The 20,052-nt window shown below is 53.9% G+C and carries 12 protein-coding genes and 1 pseudogene; 8 read left to right on the top strand and 5 right to left on the bottom strand.

Features of this window, described 5'->3' with window-relative positions; translation table 11 throughout:
* The first annotated feature begins 427 nt into the window (after window positions 1-427).
* Together ACZRMH_RS19715 and ACZRMH_RS19710 are read left to right on the top strand one after the other, a co-directional pair.
* Complete coding sequence (locus tag ACZRMH_RS19715; RefSeq protein ID WP_464014859.1) at window positions 428-1,915, top strand: NCS1 family nucleobase:cation symporter-1; 1,488 nt, start codon at window positions 428-430, stop codon at window positions 1,913-1,915.
* Between the two features lie 36 nt (window positions 1,916-1,951).
* Window positions 1,952-3,226, top strand: coding sequence for a Zn-dependent hydrolase (locus ACZRMH_RS19710; RefSeq protein WP_464014858.1), 1,275 nt, complete (start codon window positions 1,952-1,954; stop codon window positions 3,224-3,226).
* A gap of 151 nt (window positions 3,227-3,377) precedes the next feature.
* Here ACZRMH_RS19710 and ACZRMH_RS19705 read toward each other — a convergent pair whose 3' ends face one another.
* From ACZRMH_RS19705 to ACZRMH_RS19695, 3 genes are read right to left on the bottom strand one after another with little or no spacing between them, the layout of a single operon-like run.
* Complete coding sequence (locus ACZRMH_RS19705; RefSeq protein WP_464014857.1) at window positions 3,378-4,790, bottom strand: efflux transporter outer membrane subunit; 1,413 nt, start codon at window positions 4,788-4,790, stop codon at window positions 3,378-3,380.
* Window positions 4,774-5,940 (bottom strand): efflux RND transporter periplasmic adaptor subunit, encoded by a 1,167-nt coding sequence (locus ACZRMH_RS19700; RefSeq protein ID WP_464014856.1) that lies wholly within the window; start codon window positions 5,938-5,940, stop codon window positions 4,774-4,776. Before ACZRMH_RS19700 ends, ACZRMH_RS19705 begins: the two co-directional genes overlap by 17 nt.
* The gene (locus ACZRMH_RS19695; protein ID WP_464014855.1) at window positions 5,930-9,151 is read right to left on the bottom strand and encodes an efflux RND transporter permease subunit; all 3,222 of its coding nucleotides are present in this window, start codon (window positions 9,149-9,151) and stop codon (window positions 5,930-5,932) included. Before ACZRMH_RS19695 ends, ACZRMH_RS19700 begins: the two co-directional genes overlap by 11 nt.
* A gap of 225 nt (window positions 9,152-9,376) precedes the next feature.
* Here ACZRMH_RS19695 and ACZRMH_RS19690 point away from each other — a divergent pair, with 225 nt between their 5' ends.
* Window positions 9,377-9,787 (top strand): PA0061/PA0062 family lipoprotein, encoded by a 411-nt coding sequence (locus ACZRMH_RS19690; RefSeq protein WP_464014854.1) that lies wholly within the window; start codon window positions 9,377-9,379, stop codon window positions 9,785-9,787.
* Window positions 9,788-9,958: 171 nt separating this feature from the next.
* On the opposite strand, the gene mapR is transcribed toward ACZRMH_RS19690, so the two are convergent.
* Both mapR and ccoG read right to left on the bottom strand, forming a co-directional pair.
* Window positions 9,959-11,368, bottom strand: a complete 1,410-nt coding sequence (gene mapR / locus ACZRMH_RS19685; RefSeq protein WP_464014853.1) for a GntR family transcriptional regulator MpaR — start codon at window positions 11,366-11,368, stop codon at window positions 9,959-9,961.
* 150 nt (window positions 11,369-11,518) lie between these two features.
* Window positions 11,519-12,940 carry a cytochrome c oxidase accessory protein CcoG gene (gene ccoG / locus ACZRMH_RS19680; RefSeq protein WP_464014852.1) on the bottom strand — a complete coding sequence of 474 codons (1,422 nt, stop codon included), beginning with the start codon at window positions 12,938-12,940 and terminating at the stop codon, window positions 11,519-11,521.
* 654 nt (window positions 12,941-13,594) lie between these two features.
* Between ccoG and ACZRMH_RS19675 the strand changes: the two genes are divergently transcribed.
* The 5 genes and pseudogenes from ACZRMH_RS19675 to blsG all read left to right on the top strand — a co-directional run bounded on the left by ACZRMH_RS19675 (window position 13,595) and on the right by blsG (window position 19,964).
* The gene (locus ACZRMH_RS19675) at window positions 13,595-14,605 is read left to right on the top strand and encodes a D-alanine--D-alanine ligase family protein (protein ID WP_464014851.1); all 1,011 of its coding nucleotides are present in this window, start codon (window positions 13,595-13,597) and stop codon (window positions 14,603-14,605) included.
* Window positions 14,606-14,692: 87 nt separating this feature from the next.
* A pseudogene (locus ACZRMH_RS19670) lies at window positions 14,693-15,766 on the top strand (IS630 family transposase).
* A gap of 126 nt (window positions 15,767-15,892) precedes the next feature.
* Window positions 15,893-17,284: an ATP-grasp domain-containing protein gene (locus ACZRMH_RS19665; RefSeq protein ID WP_464014850.1), complete on the top strand. Its 1,392-nt coding sequence runs from the start codon at window positions 15,893-15,895 to the stop codon at window positions 17,282-17,284.
* A complete protein-coding gene (locus ACZRMH_RS19660) occupies window positions 17,285-18,847 on the top strand; it encodes an asparagine synthetase B family protein (protein WP_464014849.1) in 1,563 nt (520 codons plus the stop codon). It abuts the gene before it with no gap.
* Between the two features lie 4 nt (window positions 18,848-18,851).
* Window positions 18,852-19,964, top strand: coding sequence for an arginine 2,3-aminomutase (blsG, locus tag ACZRMH_RS19655; RefSeq protein WP_464014848.1), 1,113 nt, complete (start codon window positions 18,852-18,854; stop codon window positions 19,962-19,964).
* Window positions 19,965-20,052 lie beyond the last annotated feature (88 nt).

The raw sequence follows: 20,052 nt of genomic DNA, 5'->3' as shown, positions 1-20,052 counted from the left end.
AAATGATGCACGACCTCACCATTTTGACGCACTTGACAGGAATCAAATATGAGCGAAGTTTCTTATGCTAAATCAGGCGCTTGAGCCTGCAGGGTAACGGTGATGAATCGATAAAATAAATAAGCGTGCACCGTGTTGTTTCGTTTAGCTATATGAAAAAAAGCAGAAGAGGGACAGGAAGGGCGTTAAACGGGAATGAGAGTCATTTGGCTGCATAATTAAAACAGTTTTAAACCAGTAAGTTGCAAGTTAAAGAAGCCAGTAAGCGGGGGTGAGGCAAGTAACACGGCACAGTTCTTGATTGTTGCTGCCAACACCTGATCGGGCGAGACAGAAAAGTGAGTGTCCAAGTAAGGGAGACGCTCTGCGCCACCGTGCAGGGTTAAACAGTACAACCAGGAACATCACAAAAAGAGAGTGATCGAGTATGCAACCGAGCAGATCCCAAGTCACCGAACGTAACGGATTGTACGAACTGGAGGCCGGGCCTGAAGTCCTTGACAGCCCCCGCTATAACCACGATATAGCGCCCACCAGGGTGCATGAGCGCACTTGGAACAAATGGCATATCACGGCTTTGTGGGTCGGCATGTCGATTTGCGTGCCCACTTATACCCTGGGAGGTGTGCTGACGGCCTATTTCGGGCTTTCAGTGGGGGAGGCATTGCTGGCGATTTTACTGGCCAATATCGTGGTGTTGATCCCGCTGACTCTCAATGCTTTTCCCGGCACCAAGTACGGCATTCCCTTTCCTGTATTGCTGCGCTCTTCCTTCGGCATTATCGGCTCCAACGTCCCGTGCCTGATCCGTGCGCTGGTGGCCTGCGGCTGGTTCGGCATCCAGACGTTGTTTGGTGGCCTGGCGATTCACCTGTTTCTGGGCTCAGTGTTCGAGGGCTGGAAAAGCCTCGGCGGTACCGGTGAAGTAATAGGTTTCATGATGTTCTGGGCCCTCAACCTGTGGGTGGTGTTGCGCGGTGCCGAGTCGATCAAGTGGCTGGAAACCCTGTCCGCGCCGCTGCTGGTGCTGGTGGGGATCGGGTTGCTGGTGTGGGCATTGCCCAATGTGTCGATGACCGAGCTGCTGGCCCAGCCGCCGAAACGCCCGGAAGGCGCCAGTGTGTATGGCTACTTCTTTGCCGGCCTGACCGCGATGGTCGGTTTCTGGGCCACCCTGTCGCTGAATATCCCGGACTTCAGCCGCTACGCAAAAAGCCAGAAAGACCAGATTCTGGGGCAGATTTTCGGTCTGCCGTTGACCATGTTTCTGTTCGCCGCTTTAGGCGTGGTGATGACCGCCGCGTCGGAAAAACTGGTCGGCGTCACCGTGTCCGACCCGGTCAGCCTGATCGGTCATATTCAAAGCCCGGGCTGGGTGGCGCTGGCGATGGCACTGATCATTATTGCAACGCTTTCGACCAACACTGCGGCCAATATCGTCTCGCCCACCAATGATTTCCAGAACATCGCACCCAAGCTGATCAACCGCACCAAGGCAGTGATGCTGACGGGGTTTGTCGGGTTGGCGCTGATGGCCCATGAACTGCTGAAAAAACTCGGTTTGCTGGTCTCGGAGGTGAGCCTGGAGACGGTGTATTCCAACTGGCTGCTGGGTTACTCCAGCCTGTTGGGGCCGATCGCGGGGATCATGGTGGTGGACTATTTCATCATCCGTCAGCAACGGCTCGACCTTGCCGGGCTGTACCGTGACGGCGTGTACCCGGCCTGGAACTGGAACGGCTTTATCGCCTTTGCCGTGCCCGTGCTGCTGACCCTGCTGTCGCTGGGCAGCAGTGCCTTCAGCTGGTTCTATGACTTTGGCTGGTTTACCGGGTCGTTGCTCGGGGCCGGGATTTACTACGGACTGTACCGCTTTAGCAGCCAGCCAGCCGTGTCCGTGAAAGGCACGATCTGAAGCTGATTCTTATAAAAACTGCCTGAGGAAAACATTATGAACGCCGTACAAGACCTTCAGCAGCAACGCCCGCAGTCAATCAACGGTGAGCGCCTGTGGGCCTCGCTGATGGAACTCGCCCAGCTGGGCGCCACGGTCAAAGGCGGCGTGTGCCGTCTGGCCCTGACCGATCTCGACCGTCAGGCCCGGGATATTTTCGTACGCTGGTGCGAAGAGGCGGGCTGCACTGTCAGCGTGGATGCGGTGGGCAATATCTTTGCCCGCCGCCCCGGGCGCAACCCCGACCTGCCGCCGGTGATGACCGGCAGCCATATCGACACCCAGCCCACCGGCGGCAAGTTTGACGGCTGCTTTGGCGTACTGGCCGGGGTTGAAGTGCTGCGCACCCTCAATGACCTCAAGATCGAGACCGAGGCACCGCTGGAGGTGGTGGTGTGGACCAACGAGGAGGGCTCGCGTTTTGCACCGTGCATGATGGGTTCGGGGGTATTTGCGGATAAATTCACCCTCGAAGAAACCCTGGCCAAGACCGATGCCCAGGGCGTGACCGTGGGCGAAGCCTTGACCGCCATTGGTTATGCTGGCACTCGCAAGGTCAGCGGTCATCCTGTGGGGGCTTACTTCGAAGCCCATATTGAACAAGGCCCGATCCTGGAAGATGAACGCAAGACTATCGGCGTGGTGCTGGGCGCGTTGGGGCAGAAATGGTTCGACCTTAATCTGCGCGGCGTAGAGGCCCATGCCGGGCCGACCCCCATGCACCTGCGCAAGGACGCCCTGGTCGGTGCGGCGGTTGTAGTTGCAGCGGTCAATAGCGCTGCACTCAGCCATCAGCCCCATGCCTGCGGGACCGTGGGGTGCCTGCAGGCCTATCCGGGTTCGCGCAACGTGATCCCCGGCGAAGTGCGCATGACCCTGGACTTCCGCCATCTGCTGCCTGAGCGTCTGGACTCCATGATTGCAGAGGTGCGCGGGGTGATTGAAGCCACCTGCCAGCAACATGGCCTGAGCTATGAACTGACCCCTACGGCGGATTTTCCGCCGCTGTACTTCAACCCGGACTGCGTCAATGCAGTGCGCGATGCGGCCAATGAATTGGGACTGTCCAATATGGATATCGTCAGCGGGGCAGGGCACGATGCGATTTTCCTGGCTGAACTGGGGCCGGCGGGGATGATTTTTGTGCCTTGCGAGGGAGGCATCAGCCACAACGAAATCGAAAACGCCGACCCCAAGGATCTGGCAGCCGGGTGTGCGGTTTTGCTCAAGGCCATGTTGGCGGCGTCGAAGACGGTGGCGCAGGTTAACTGATCGGCTATTTACGGGTGGGAGCGAACTTGCTCGCGATGGTATCGCCGAGGAGTAACAGACACACCGCGTCGCTTGCATCGCGAGCAAGCCCGCTCCCACATATTCTCAGCCCTACGCAAAATTTATGTTCGACACAAAACCCGTGGGAGTTTCACCCCTCCCAACCACCCCCCAACGCTGTCAACAACCCCACACTGGCCTGCAACTGCCGGGTGCGCAGGGCCTGCACCTGGCGTTGCGCCTGTAGTGCTGCGGTTTGCGCGGTAACCACATCCAGATAACTTATCGCCCCGGCTTCATAGCTGTTGGTGGCGATCGCCTGGGTGTGTTCGGCGGCATTGGCCGCGGCCTGCTCGTCGAGGCTTGCCTGTTGCAGGTCGCGCAACTGCGCCAGGTTATCTTCAACTTCGCGCACGGCATGCAGCACCTGGCTGCGGTATTTGGCCGACGCCTCTTCAAACTCAGCCCTGGCCTGACGCTCCTGTCCATCGAGCCTGCCGCCGTCAAAAATCGGCAAGTTGATCAGCGGCCCCAAGGCCCAAAAGCGGTTGCTGGCAGCCAGTAAATTACCACTGCCCTGAGTTTGCCCACCCAGCAGCCCGGTCAAACTGAAGTCGGGATACCAGGCCGCTTTTGCCACACCAATTCCGGCATTGGCCGCAAATACCCGGCGCTCGGCTGCGGCAATATCAGGACGGCGTTGCAACAAGGTGCTGGGCAAGGTGTGCGGCTGATCAGGCACGCTGAGTCTGTGTTCACTGGCAGGCAACTGGAAGTTGCTGGCGGGCTCGCCCACCAGTTCGCCGATGGCGTGTTCGGTGAGGTTGCGCTGGGCGCGCACATCGTCCAGTTGCGCCTCGGCTTCAGCCAGTTGGCTTTGGGCGCGGGTCAGGTCGAGTTCCGAGGCAATTTGCCCCTGATAGCGGGAACGGGTCAGTTGCAGGGCCTGACTGTAATCATCCAGCGATTTTGAGAGAATCTGCCGTTGCGCATCCAGCCCGTCGAGTTGCACATACAGGCTGGCAAGCTGACGTTGCAGGCTCAAGCGCGCCACGGCCAGATCATCTGCCGAGGCCTGTGCCTGGGCATCCCCCGCCGAGACTTGATTGCGAATTTTGCCCCACAGGTCGAGGTCGAAATTCAGCGCAAACCCCGCCGTATTGCTGTTGTATATCGACGGCTGCGTCGTGCCGCGCAAAGGTCGATTGTCTGACTGACGCTGGCGTAGTGGCTGACCATTGGCGGTAATTTGCGGGAACAAGCCTGCGTGCAACTGGCTGGCATAGGCCTGTGCGCCGTCAAAGTGGGCCAGCGCTGCCGCCAGGTCAGGGTTGGCCTTGAGCAATTGCTGTTGCAGTGCGTTCAGGCGTTCATCCTCATACACCTGCCACCACTGCGGCGACAACTGGTCGGCAGGCTGCGCGCTGTGCCATGGGCCATCACTACTTTGCTCGCGATAGTGCGCGGGCAAGTCCAGCGTTGGGGGTTTGTAGGTCGGTGCCAGGGAGCAACCCTGCAAGGCCAGGGCCAGTAACAAGACGCTTTGCTTAAGCCTTGGCTGCATGGGTGGCTCCTGCGTCGGCCAGTTTTACCGTATCGCCTTCGCGCAGGGCGTCGGGAGGGTTGTCGATCACCGTGTCAGCCGGTTTCAGGCCTTGGTCGATCACTAGCCTGTCGCCTAGGTCCAGGCCGATATGGATAGTTTGCAAATGCACATGCCGGGCACTGTCGAGCACCGCGACCTGGGTACCCTGGGCGCGGAAGATCAGGGCGCTGGCCGGGATGCTGACGCCGTGGGTGTCTGCCGGGATCGCCAGGGTCGCTTCGGCATAGTCGCCGGGCATCAGCGCATCGCCGGGGTTCTGCGCGACAAACTGGGCCATCAGGGTGCCCGAGCGCGGGTCTACTGACGTCGAGTTGCCGATCAGGCTGGCGCTGAAGGTCTGCCCCGGATGTTCCGGCACGCTGAGCTGCACCTGCATGCCGGGGCGGATCACGCTGGCGTAGTTCTGTGGCACCGGCACATACAGGCGCAACTGGTGGGTATCGGCGAGATCAAACAGCTCGATATCGCTGTCGGTATCGGCCTTGATCAGTTGGCCAATATCGGTATTGCGCGCGGTGATGGTGCCAGCGAAGGGCGCGCGAATGGTCTTGTAGGCTTCCAGCGTCGAGAGACGTGCGTAATTGGCTTCAGCGGCCTGGGCATTGGCTTTGGCAGCGGCAGCATTGGATTGTTTTTCGTCGGCCTCCTGGCGTGATACCGAATGGCTGGCCAACAGGTTTTGCCAGCGCGTGGCAGTGATCGCGGCAAGCTTGGCGTTGGCCTGTTCCTGCAACATTTGCGCATGGGTTTGCGCCAATTGCTGGTCGAGGTCAGGGCTGTCGATGACGGCCAGAATCTGCCCCGCTTTGACCTTGCTGCCGATATCGCTTTGCCAGCTTTTCAGGTAGCCGTTGACCCGAGCATGGATCGGCGCCTTGCTCCAGGCTTCCAGGTGCGCCGGCAGGCGCAGGGTATCGCCGTGAGCGTTCTGCAGCGGCTGGAACACGCTGACAATCGGCAGCGCCGCCGCTTCGGTCCATTGGCTGACTGCATGCTCATGGCGGCTACGTGCCGCCAGGCCATTAGCAACCAGCAAGGCAGCCAGGGTCAGGCCACCGATGCCCAGGTACATCAAGCGCTTGCGTGAGGGTTGTTGATTAGATGACATGGGAAGTTTCTCCAGCAGCAGCGCGATTTTTTTCACGGCCATGCACCAGGCTGAACACCACGGGCACGAACAGCAGGGTGGCAACGGTGGCCAGCATCAGACCGCCAATAACGGCGCGTCCGAGGGGCGCGTTCTGTTCTTCCGACAGGGCCAGCGGGAGCATGCCGATGATCATCGCCAGGGCGGTCATGCACACCGGGCGGAAACGGGTGTAGCCGGCTTCCAGCGCCGCCTTGAGCGCATCGCCATGTTCGGTCAGGCGTTCACGGCAGAAACTCACCACCAGAATCGAGTTGGCCGTGGCCACGCCCATGCACAGGATGGCCCCGGTCAAGGCGGGCACCGACAGCGAAGTGCCGCTGAGAAACAGCATCCACACGATCCCGGCCAGGGCCGCGGGCAGGGCGGTGATAATCACAAACGGATCGACCCAGGACTGGAAATTGACCACGATCAGCAGATAGATCAGCACCACCGCGCCCAGCAGGCCCAGGCTCAGGCCGCTAAAAGCTTCATGCAGGGCGTCGATCTGACCATGCAGGCTGATGATGGCGCCTTTGGGGCGCAGGTCGGCCGCGCCATCAATCACCTTCTGCACATCCGCCGCCACCGAACCCAGATCGCGGCCCTGAATATTGGCGTACAGGTCCAGGGTCGGCTGGATATTGTAGTGGGTGACCACCGCCGGGCTTTGCACCCGGCTGATGGTCGCCAGCCCGCCAAGGATTTGTGACTGGCCATTGCTGCCGGTTACCGGCAAGGCCTCAAGGGCCGGCAGGCTGTCCAGGCGATATTGCGGGGTTGCCGCGACCACACCATAAGACACGCCGTTTTGCGGGTTGAGCCAGAAGGTCGGTGCCACCTGTGAACTGCCTGCCAGGGACGCGACCATGCTGTTGGTCACATCGCGTTCGGTAATCCCCAGGCCATTGGCGCGCAGGCGATCGACTTTGACTTGCAATGACGGGTAGCCCACCGACTGCTGGATACGCAGGTCGGCAATCCCTGGCACATGTTGCAGGCGCCGTTGCAGTTCCAGGGCATAGGCGCGGTTGGCCGCGTCGTCACGTCCGGAGATCTTCACATCCAAGGGTGCCGGGGCACCGAAGTTGAGGATCTGGCTGCTGATATCCGCAGGCATAAATGCAAACTGACTGCCAGGGAAGCTCTCTGGCAGGGCCTCTCGCAGACGCTTTACATAGTCGGCCGTGGGGCTGTGGCCTTCTTTGAGGGTGATCTGAATATCGCCGTCCTGCGGTCCGATAGTCCCGCTGCTGCTGTAGGCCATATCGATACCACTTAATGGAATGCCGATATTGTCGATCACCGTGTCCAGTTGTTCGGCGGGGATGATTTCGCGGATGCGTGATTCGATACGGTCGAAGTCGGCGGCACTTTCTTCGATACGGGTGCCCAACGGCAAGCGCACATGCAGGGCCAGGGCACCGGCATCGGTGGCCGGGAAAAAGTCCTGGCCCAGGCTTGGTAATAACGCGAACGAGGCCAGCACACAGGCCATAAAACCCAGCAAAAAACGCTTGCGATTGGCCAGTGCCAGTTCCAGTACGCCGTAATAGGCGTCACGCACGGCCGAGAAACGGCGCTCGAACCCCAGCTGGAAATTCAGCAGCGCACGCACAGCTGCCGAGTGCTGTTTGCTGTGCTGATCACCCTCGTGGTGGTTGATGTAGCCGTCTTCCGGATGATGCCCTGCACTTTGCTCTGGCACATGTGGCTTGAGCAGAAACATCGCCAGGGTCGGCACCAGGGTTCGCGACAGAATAAATGAACTGCCCATGGCGAATATCACCGACAGCGCCATGGGGCGAAACAGGTAGCCGGCAATGCCCTGCAACATGAACATCGGCACAAACACGATGCAGATACACAGCAGCGATACAAATGCCGGGCCGACAATCTGTTTGGCACCATCGAGAATCGCATCGCGTACCGACTTGCCTTGCTCAAGGTGCCAGTTGATGTTCTCGATGGTCACCGTCGCGTCGTCCACCAAAATCCCCACTGCCAACGCCAGCCCGCCGAGGGTCATGACATTCAGGGTTTGCCCGCTGAGGGCCAGCAGGGCAATGGCTGACAGCACGGCGAGAGGGATCGACACGGCAATGATCAGCGTGGAGCGCCAACTGCCGAGGAACAGCAGAATCATGGCACTGGTCAGCAGGGCGGCAATGATGCCTTCCTGGGCCACGCTGCCTACCGACTGTTTGACGAACACCGAAGCGTCACCCAGCAGCGAGGTTTTCAGGGATGGCGGCAGGGTCTCATTGATCCGCGGCAGCATCCCGCGAATACCGTCGACGATGGACAGGGTGGAGATATTGCCGTTTTTCAACGCGGGCATCAGTACGGCGCGATGGCCGTCAACCCGCACAATATTGGTCTGCGGTGGCGAGCCGTCACGCACATGGGCGACCTGGCCGATGGTGATCAGCGCGCCATTGACGGTCTTGATCGGCAGATCGTTCAGCTCATCGATGGCCTTGGGGCTGTTGTTGAGTAATACGGTGTATTCATAAGTGCCAAGCTTGGCGGTACCTACCGGGATGATCTGGTTTTGCGCCGCCAGGGCATTGCCCACGTCCTGCGCCGACAAGCCTTTGGCCGCCAGGGCTTGCGGGTCAAGGTCGAGGGTGATCTGGCGCTGTTTGCCGCCCATGGGTGTGGGCATGGCCAGACCGGGCAGGGCGCTGAGGGGCAGGCGGATATTGTTCTGCACAATATCGCGGATTTTCGCTTCCGAGAGTGTCGGGCTGGAAAACGCCAGTTGCAGGATCGGCACCGTGGAGGCGCTGTAATTGAGGATCAGCGGCGGCGTAATGCCCGGCGGCATTTGCTTGAGTACGGTTTGTGACACGGCGGTCACTTGCGCATTGGCGGTACGAATATCCACGCCAGGCTGAAAGAAAATTTTCACGATACCCATGCCCGGCAACGACTGCGACTCGATATGTTCGATGTCGTTGACCGTGGTACTCAGTGATCGCTCGTAGGTGTAGATCACCCGGCCCGCCATATCGGCAGGTGCCAGGCCAGTGTATTGCCATACCACGGCGACTACCGGAATGCCTATGTCGGGGAACACATCCGTGGGGGTGCGCACGGCCGCCAGCGGTCCGATGATGCAGATGAAAATCGCCAGCACGATAAACGTGTAGGGCTTGTGCAGTGCGGTCTTTACCAGCCCGAGCATGCCTGGACCTCCGGGGAGTGGAATTGCAAACCTCGGCAGTCTCACCGTCCAAACCTAACGATCCGCTTTCAGCCACGTGAAGGATCCTTTAGGAAAGGCCTGAAATTCCCTTCACTTTCATTCATTTGGCCGCAGAGGCGATGGGCGCCAAGCTTGAGACCTATTCGACGGGCCATCCTTTGTACCTGTCGTACTTTTTGGTTTCTCCTGCGAGGCGTACTTGCAATGACTCTTAAACCGCTGCTGCTGATTCCGTCCCTGAGCCTGGTGTTGTTGCTGTCGGCCTGTGCGGGGCCGATGCCCAAGCAAGACCCGGGTGAGGCCTGGATCGGCCTTAAAGAAGAGGGCAACAGTGACCTGATGGCCGAGCGGGTGGACGGCAAAAACATCAATGATGGCCGCTACTTTGAAGTCACCCCCGGTGCTCATCGCCTGGACGTGACCTTGTTTGAAGGGGCCACGGGGGATGAAAACCAGGTGGATTGCCAGGGCAAGGTCAATTACAGCGGGTTCAAGGCCGGTGAACACTACGAACTGATCGAGTCGAGCCTGGGGCCTGAGGTGAGTGCCAGCCTGGTCGATGGCCACGGCAAGGAAGTGGCGCATACGGCGGATTTCAACTGTATGCCGGGGTAGGCGCTTTACCCTTGTGGGAGCGGGCTTGCTCGCGATACTGGCAATGAAGTGCGCCCCAAAAGTTGGACACCTATCCAACTCCTGGGGCGCACTTCACAACGCGGTGTATCTGCTTTACTGCAGTGATGCCATCGCGAGCAAGCCCGCTCCCACAAATGATTGGGTGTTTTTCTAGAACGAACGCACGATCTTGCCCAGCGTCTCCATGGCCTTTTCGCTGGCGGCGTCCCACGGGCTGCCGTAGTTCAGGCGGATGCAGTTGCGAAAACGCTGGGTAGCCGAAAAAATCGGCCCCGGCGCGATGCTGATGCCTTGCGCCAACGCCATCTGAAACAGCTTGAGCGAATCCATTTGTTCAGGCAGTTCCAGCCACAGAAAGTAGCCGCCTGAAGGCTGGCTGACCCGGGTTTGCGCCGGAAAATAACGCCCAATTGCCGCCAGCATCGCGCTCTGTTGTTCTTCCAGGGCATAGCGCAACTTGCGCAAATGCCGGTCGTAGCCGCCATGCTGCAAGTAATCGGCAATCGCCGCCTGAGCGGGCATCGAAGCGCACAGTGAGGTCATCAGTTTCAGTCGCTCGATTTTCTGCGCATAACGCCCTGCAGCCACCCAACCAATGCGATAGCCCGGAGCCAGGCTTTTGGCGAACGAGCCGCAATGCATCACCAGCCCTTCGGTATCAAAGGCCTTGGCCGGTTTCGGCGGGTGCTGGCCGTAATACAGTTCGGCGTAGACATCGTCCTCAATCAACGGCACCTGATGGCTGCGCAGCAACTCGACCAGTGCCTGTTTCTTGGCTTCGGGCATGGTCGCGCCAATCGGGTTCTGAAAGCTGGTCATGCACCACACGGCCTTGATCGGGTGCCGTTCGAGGGTTTGTGCCAGTACCCCGAGGTCGATGCCGTCACGGGGGTGAACCGGGATTTCCACGGCCTTGAGCTTGAGCCGCTCCAACACTTGCAGGCAGGCGTAGAACGCCGGGGCTTCAATGGCCACCAGATCACCGGGTTCGGTGACGGCTTGCAGGCACAGGTTCAGGGCCTCCAGCGCACCATTGGTGATCAGCAGTTCCTCCATGGGCAGCATCAGCCCGCCGACCATATAGCGCAGGGCGATTTGCCTGCGTAGCTGCGGGTTGCCGGGGGACATATCGGTGACTACCATGCGCGGGTCCATCTCGCGGCTGGCGGTGGCCATCGAACGGGCCAGGCGTTGCAGCGGAAACAGCATCGGGCTGGGGAACGCCGAGCCGAAGGGCACGGTGTGCGGATCCTTGATCGAGTCCAGCACCGAAAACACCAGGGCGCTGACATCCACCTGGGTGGACTCGGTGACATGGCTGCTGAACACCGGCTCGCAGAACGGGCTGGGCGCATGGGTATTGACGAAGTAGCCCGAGCGCGGCTTGGCCCGGATCAGGCCACGGCGCTCCAGCAGGTAATAGGCCTGAAATACCGTCGAGGGGCTGACGCCGTAGGTCTGGCTGGCATAGCGCACCGAGGGTACGCGCTGGCCGGGGCCGAGCACCCCGGAGCGGATCAGTTCGGCAATATCGTCGGCGAATTTTTCGTAGCGTTTCATTGGGATAAGGCTCGGTCCGAAGGGGCTTGCGGCACTGCGTGCTGTGTCTGTGGGAGCGAGCTTGCTCGCGATACAGGCGCTGCGGTGTTTCTGATAAACCGCAGCGATCCTATCCCGATCAAGCCCGATCCCACACAGAGTATTTGCAACTTAACGGTTAATCGGTGCGACAAAGCGGCTTTTGGCCACGCTGCGAACACTTGGCTCATCGGTATCGGTGACCACAAATTCGATGGTCTGAGAGCTGCTTTTCGGGCGGTCGGCCAACAGGGCGACAGACACCGGCACATCGACAATCTCACCCGCGGCCAGGGTCAGCTCGGTCTTGCCCTGCAACTGGAAGTCTTCGTCGGCTTGCAACGACACCCGATAGTGCTGCGGTTCCTGGGTCTTGTTGATGATTTTAAGGCTGTAGATGTTCTCGATCTGGCCCTGGCTGTTTTCGCGGAACAGGCCGCGGTCCTTGATCACATCCAGGGACACCATGGTGCGCATGTTCAGGGCCATCACCAGCGCGCCGATCATCACTACCAGCACCACCGCGTAACCGATCAGGCGCGGACGCAACAGATGGGTTTTGCCGCCTTGCAGTTCGTGTTCGGAGGTATAGCGCACCAGACCCGGGGCGTAACCCATTTTTTCCATCACCGAATCACAGGCATCGATACAGGCAGCGCAGCCGATGCATTCCATCTGCAAGCCATCGCGGATATCGATCCCGGTAGGGCAGACCTGCACACACATATGGCAATCGATGCAATCACCCAGCCCGGCTTGCTTGGGCTCTACCCCGCGTTTGCGCGGGCCACGACTTTCGCCACGGGCCACGTCATAGGAAATGGCCAGTGTGTCTTTGTCGAACATCACGCTCTGGAAGCGGGCATACGGGCACATATGCATGCACACCGCCTCACGCAGCCAGCCGGCGCTGATATAGGTGGCACCGGTGAAAAACAGCATCCAGAACAGGCTGATCCCGGCGATTTCCAGGGTCAGCAGCTCAGTGGCCAGTGGCCGCACCGGGGTGAAGTAGCCAACGAAGGTCAGCGCAGTCATTACGCTTATTGCCAGCCACAGTGAGTGCTTGGCCGTGCGGCGCAGGATCTTGTTCAAGCGCCAGGGCGCGGCTTGCAGTTTTATGCGCTGGTTTCTGTCACCTTCGGTGATCTTTTCGCACCACATAAACAGCCATGTCCAGCTGCTTTGCGGGCAGGTGTAACCACACCATACGCGCCCGGCAAACACCGTGATCGCAAACAGGCCAAAGGCAGCAATAATCAGCAAGGCCGAGAGCAGAATGAAATCCTGCGGCCAGAAAGTCGCGCCGAAAATATGAAATTTACTTTCAGACAGGTCCCACAAGACTGCCTGACGGCCGTCCCAATTCAGCCAGACCGTGCCAAAAAACAGCAAAAACAGCAGGCCTGTACCCACTATTCGCAGGGTACGGAACAGGCCGGTGAAACTGCGGGTGTGAATCATGTTGTCGCTGGACTTGTTATTTATTTTTGCGGCTCGTGGTCGAGAAGCCTCAAATGACTCAAGTATCTGGACGGGTATTTGTTCGCTCATGGTCTTTCGCTCATCAGCCTCCATCAGGCAGGAGCACTATGCCCGGCGAACTGTTTGCATAACAGGCTCAGGTATTTGAATAAAAACCGGATCAGATGGGTTTTCAAGGCAGCCTGCGACAACTTGCTGCACCCTCAGCAACGCCCCGCAGTTGTTGGGCTTGTGCGGCTGTAACCGAGGTGGGCGGGGGAGAGGGTGATTGAGGTCAAGGAATACACCGAATCACTTTGGCTGATTTCAAATTGATGTCTACCAGAAATGCCTAACCAACACCCAGCTCCGAGGGTGGGCTCACTCATAGAAGGTGATAGTTCTACGCAGTGTGCAGGATCTTGCTGATTTTGGGTATTTACGTGATAGCACGAATATAGGGATCTGTTTAAAAAGCGTTTAATAGATCAAGACTCAACAATGGCCTTGAAAGACGCATGTTTGGAGTTGGGAACAATGATAGTGAGTTTAAAGGATTTGTTTTATTGTTTATTCAATTTGTAGGAAAAGGATTATTTTAATTTAAGTTGGATCCTCCTGCTGTCCAGGTAAAGGGCTTCATTGCATGAAGTGATATCTGAAAATCGAGTTATAAATTTGCGTTAGCTATTTATTGGTACTAACTTAAAATTTCAGAGGGGAAGCGAAAATTAAGGTGCTGTAATGAAAGTGAAGAAGGGGTCTCTAATCAATATCAATAGCTGCTGCAGTGTGCTTCTGTTTGGAGGTGTTGATGGCGAGCGATTTGTTTCGATTGCATCAGCGTTGAACCTCTCACGGGCATATGATTTTGAACTGTATATATTTTTGGACAAAAATTATGGGTATCACTTTGTAAGTAAAGAAGTACTGCAAAAGCAATTTATTGACTTTAAGACCGAGTTTGAATTTGAAATAGAAGGGGGAGGGGGAAGTGACTTGGGATCGCTAGTAGTTGGACTTCCAAGAGATGCAATATTTTTCATTGCTCTTCATGGTATGTTTGGTGAGGATGGAGGCATTCAAATTAAATTGGAAGAGTTAGGCTTCGTGTATACAGGGTCATCTAGTAGATCTTGCATGCTGGCTTTCGATAAATATAGTTCTAAAAAGACGGCTCAAATGAATAATCTAGCCGTTCCTAAAGTTGTAAGTCGAGATTGTAAGGAGGCAGAGTGCGAGCTTATATGCAAGCCAGTTCGGGGAGGATCCAGTATAGGTATTTATACTTACGATTCATATGCTTCAGTTCCGGAGGCAATTAAGAGTGATCAGCAGTATATGGTTGAACATAAAATCTATGGTAGAGAGTTTAGTTGTGGAGTTATCTGTGATGATGAATTCAATGTGGTTGCATTACCGCCTATTGAGATATTGACTGAAACGGAATTTGATTATAATGAGAAATATATTTCACATAAAACTAAAGAAATAATTTTAGATGATGATATTGAGCATGTTCTTTCCGAAGACCTAAAGCATAATAGTGTGTTGATGCACAAAGCATTGGGGTGTCAAGGTTATAGTCGTTCAGATTTCATTTGTAGTAATAGTGGTTTGGTCTATTTGGAAACGAACACGCTTCCAGGTTTAACTGAGCAGTCACTTATTATAAAAGAGCTGAGCGCAGCGCGTATAACATTAAATGAATTTGTGAGAACTCAAATCAGATATAAGTTGGTGATTGATCGATAAAACTAAAGCTAGTGTACTGTTTTCGAATTAACCCTTCGCCAATTTTGGCTACACTTCCTATGTCATCCAACGTTCGGAGAAACGCCGATGAACACCGCCAAAATCGTCTTAAGCCCAGAAGAAAATGCCGAACTGAGCCGGCGCGTGCGATCAGCCATCATCAGTCAGCGCGACGGTCGTCGAACTCGAGTCATTCTGTTAGCGGCTCAGGGCTGCACACGGGTCGAAATCGGTCGACTGACCGGACTTTCACTTCCCGTTATCAGCGGTTGGTGCCAACGTTTTCTGGATCATCGAATGGCAGGCTTAGTCGACAAACCGGGCCGGGGCCGCAAACCTTCTTTGCCGCTTGAGGTGGTGCAGCGCGTCATTGAGCAAGTCACTAAACCACGTATTGGCGAGCCTCGATGGAGCTGTCGGAGCATGGTCCGAGCGGCGAGAATTTCGGCCACCAGCGTGCATAAAATTTGGGCAGCTAATGATTTGAAACCCCACCTGACCCGCACCTTCAAACTGTCCAATGATCCTAATTTCGAAGAGAAATTCTGGGACGTCATCGGCCTCTACCTCGACCAGCCAGAAAAGGCTCTGGGGCTCTGCTGCGATGAAAAGAGCCAGGTGCAAGCACTTGAACGTATCCAGCCCGGATTGCTCTTGGGGGTTGGCCATATCCGCACGCAATCGCATGACTATATGCGTCATGGCACCGCCACCTTGTTCACCGCTCTGGGCTATCTCCAGGGCCGTTTGATCAGCACTATCGAATCACATCACCGGCATCAGGAATGGCTGGGGTTTCTCAAGAAAATTAATCGAGAAACGCCCAAACGTCTTCAGTTGCATTTGATCGTCGACAACTACGCGACCCACAAGCATCCGAAGGTGAAGGCGTGGTTGGAAAAACACAAACGCTTCCATATGCATTTTACGCCGACTTCCAGTTCTTGGATGAATATGGTCGAGCGTTTTTATCGTGACATCACGGTGTATTTGCCTGACGGCAGTTTCGGATCGGTACGCGAACTGGAGACTTCGATTATCACGCTTCTGGCGCTTCGAAATGCTTAACCGACACGGTATGTCTGGAACGCCAAGGGCGAAGATATCTTGAACAAAATTCAGCGCGCCTGCGAGGCGTTGGCGTCACAGGCACATGGGTAAATTATTACGAGAACAGCACACTAGTGCAATTCCAAAAAGATCTCTACCGATAGCCGTGTGACATATGGTGCATACGTGAGCTCTCTATCTTATTACACAACGACGCCAATTATCATGGAGCTACACATGAAGCCCGGAATATTAATTTTTATCGACAACGATTATCTATCAACCTCATTGTATTTATATAGAAAACTACACTTTAAAGCGGCGGCAAAAGAGGGTATCAGATGCATAACAATCATCGCAAAAGATAGCAAAAACATCAGGGAGTCCAGCGATGAAAGTGACGAAGTTGTCTTGGTAGATAGTATTGAAACTAGCGAAGTGCTCTGTGCAATAGAACGTTTAAGTCGCACATACAACGTGAAAGGATTGTTTTGTTACCCAGCGCATGTCACCCCGCGTGGGGACGCTAACCATGTAGTTGAAGAGGTCGCTAGTCAATACGGGCTCAGATATTACAGCGCCGAGCCGCTAGAGAACTGTAATAATAAGCACCTAATGCGTTCACAGCTTAGCAATATAAAAGGTGTTAAGCCAGTAAGATTCCGGCTCTTCAACGGGGATTTCGAAACTATTGATGACCTTATATTTCCCGTAATGATGAAGCCAGTATACGGAGGCGGCTCGGCGTTTGTCTCGATATGTGATGGCCGGAAGGGTCTTGAAAAAGCATACAATCATTTCATACAAAGATTTCCTGACGTACCTGGAGCGTGTTCTTTCTCAGGAGCTAAAAAATGGCTTAGCTCTTCAGAGGAAGGCCCAGTTCTATATACTCCGGGTGTTTCCGTTTTGATTGAAGAATTCATCGAGGGGCCTGAAGGTTCTTTAGAATGCTTAGTTATCGACGGTAGCATTCACCCGATGCTAATATTCGAAAAGATGATAACAAGTAATACTGCCAATACGGTATTGGAAAAGGTCATAGTCACACCACCTCAAAGCTTTTCCAGCGACCAGATATCGATAATAGTATTAGCTATTAGCAATTCTATAAAAGCGCTGAAGATAAAGAACGGATTTTTACACGTTGAGTTCAAATTATCCACAGGCGGCCCCCAGGTGATTGAGGTAAATCCTAGGCTGGGCGGGTTCTTCGTGGACGAAGCCCTTAAGGATTTGTGCTCATGTGATGCGTATTATTTAAACGTAAATTACCTAACAAATAAGCCAGTGAGCATAGGGCATTATTTGGCGAATGACCTTCCGATTTTGCCGGAGGATGCCGTATACGCGATGCTCCTATTCTATCCAAATCGCTCAGGCTACATCAAAGCTATAAAGCTCCCAGAAATTGATTCTGCATGTGAGATTTTATCGCAGGTACTGCCTACTACTAACGGGCACAAAGATGGATTCTTCGATGTAGAGAACGAAGAAGCTTATATCGCTAAGATGTGGGTGAGGGCAACTTCTATAGACGAGATACTTCACTTCCATAAAGAGTATGAGAAAAATATTGAAATCGAAGTGTCTGAATATAGCGAAGACAAATTATTGGGGGAGTGCTAGATGTGTGGGATAGCTGCAATATTTGAAACCCCTACTAGTTCTGATGGACCGCGCGACATTGAGGCTACTTTGTTAGAAATGTTGGGGAAAATCTCTCATAGAGGCGCGGCTGAAAGATTTGGAGAGCGTTTTATATTTTCTAATGCTGCTATTGGTACCAATCGCTTGCCTATCGTGGAGAGAGAAGAAAATAATCAGCCGTTCATAGATAAAATTTCTGGCCACGCAATTATATTTAATGGCGAGATTTATAATCTAGATGAGTTGCGATTGATTTTATTATCGCAAGGTGTGGAGTTTTTAGGCTGCTCAGATACTGAGCTAGTTCTTAGAGCCTATATTCACTGGGGAAGGTCTTGTCTGAACCGGTTCAATGGAATATTCGCCTTTATTATCTACTCACCGGAAGACAACACTGTTTTTGCTGCGAGGGATCGGTTGGGCGTAAAGCCTCTATACTGGGCTCAAGTGGGATCTGTCCTCTATTTCGCATCGGAACTGAAAGCACTGATTGGGCTGACCAACAAGACCCAAGATATTCTCCCCGGATATTATTGGGAGGATGGTCGACAAAAAGCATATTATTTAATTAGCGAAAGCATAGAGCGGCAATTAGATTGCAAGTCCGCGGTAACTAAATGCAACGAGTTACTGCACCTTTCGGTAAAACGCCAAGTTAATACGGATCTTCCGGTAGGAGTAGTTTTCTCTGGCGGGCTAGACAGCGCGATTATTCTTTATCTTGCTAACCTATATCATAATAACGTCACCGCCTACACGGTAGGCGTGGCTGGCTCATCTGACGTAATATTCGCTCAGAGACTATGCAAAGAACTCGGTATAAAAATAGTTGTTTGTGATGTTGAACGCGCAGACCTCATGCAATCTATTAGAGCATACATATATGTGTCTGAACAGTTTGAGCCTGTGGATATAACTGATGCATTAACTATAAATGCTGCTTTCTCCCGGATGAAAGAAGACGGCATACGTATAGCTTTATCTGGAGATGGAAGTGACGAGCTATTCGCTGGTTATGACTTCTTTCAAGGGGTCAGTGACCGTCGTGCACTTCAATTACATAAGGTTAGGAACTTGTATCGAACTGATCTACAACGTGTGGATAGAATGAGCATGTTCAATACGGTGGAATGCCGTGTGCCGTTTCTTGATAAAGATCTTTTCGATTTTATAATCTCGTTACCAATGGAATTTCATGTAAGAGATTATTTTACGAAAGCTTTGCTTAGAGACGCCTTCTCTCTCGAATTACCAGATTATATCACTCGGCGACCAAAAATGAGGATGTCCGAAGGGTCAGGTATAGGCGGACTCATATTTGACGTACTTCAATCCATGAATGAGAGCCTGGATAACAAGCCATTTCCTCTAGAAGATGATGCAGTAAATAATGCTGCTTTGATATTCCAAGAGCTCGGCTTTGGGCTTCCAACTAGTCGATATAAGATACAAGGTCTCGACTATCATAGCGGCGGATGGACGACCTCAAAAACTGCAGATGTTGACAAAAATCTTATCAGTCACCCTACCATCCAAGGATAATAAAATGATTATTGCAAAGGACACTTTGAGTAAACAGGATTTACTTTCTTCCGACCAATGGGGTGACTACAAGTTCCAGATGAAGAATGCCATCCGCACCAAGTCTCAGCTGGAAACCTGGGTGACACTCAGTGAGACGGAGTTGAGGGGGATTGAGCAAACAGAGAGCCAGTATAAGTGGATGATTACTCCCTATTATGCATCATTGATGGATGAGACCAATGAGAATTGTCCGATTAGGCTGCAAAGCATACCCCACCCAAAAGAAGTTGAAGAGAGCAATCAGCAGGAGGATGTAGATCCGGTGGGTGATATGGTTTACATGAAAACCAGGCGCGTCGTACATAAATATCCAAACCGAGTCATATTCCTTGTTTCGGATACTTGTCCAGTTTACTGTAGGCATTGTACTAGAAAGTTCCATACAACTGATAAATCAGGTACTTATTACAACAAAGAACTTCCCGCTTCATATGATCAAGACATAGAGTACATCGCGAATAACAAAAATATCAGCGACGTATTACTCACCGGAGGCGACCCGCTAATACTTCCAGATAAGCTTCTGCATAGTATTATATCTAGGCTCAATGCAATCCCCCACGTCGATTTTGTACGAATTGGCTCGCGATATCCGGTTTTTCTCCCGCAGCGGATAACAGATGATTTTTGTAAGATGTTGTCTGAATTCAAATCGATCTGGTTTAGCACTCATTTCAATCATCCCGTAGAAGTGACTCCTGAGGCCTTAAGCGCGGTAGATAAACTCCTTTCCCACGGGATACCGGTGCAAAACCAGACCGTGCTGTTGCGTGGAGTTAACGATGACGTCGAAACTCTTAGAACGTTGAACCGGATGTTAGTGAAAGGCAGGGTAAGACCTTATTACCTTTACCACGCGGACAACGTTCAAGGCGTGTCGCACTTTAGGACGTCGATAGAAAAAGGCCTTGAGATTATGGAACAGTTGCACGGTTATGAAACTGGTTTCAGTGTCCCACAGTATGTTTACACCACAAAGCTTGGGAAGATTCCTCTGAATAACCAGTACTTTTATAAACTAGGCTCAAAGAAGTTTGTGCTCGGCTATGATCATAAAACGCTTGAAATCTCTTGAGCTAAATTGACGAGTGAGTGGTTCACTGCACTTCGTGGCTTTGAAACTATCTAACTTACCATTTCTTCGGTGTTGATATGATACTTAC

The sequence above is a fragment of the Pseudomonas sp. B414 genome, assembly GCF_055408445.1.
Note: the sequence above shows the minus strand (reverse complement) of the source record. Positions and strands in the feature narration are given on the sequence as shown.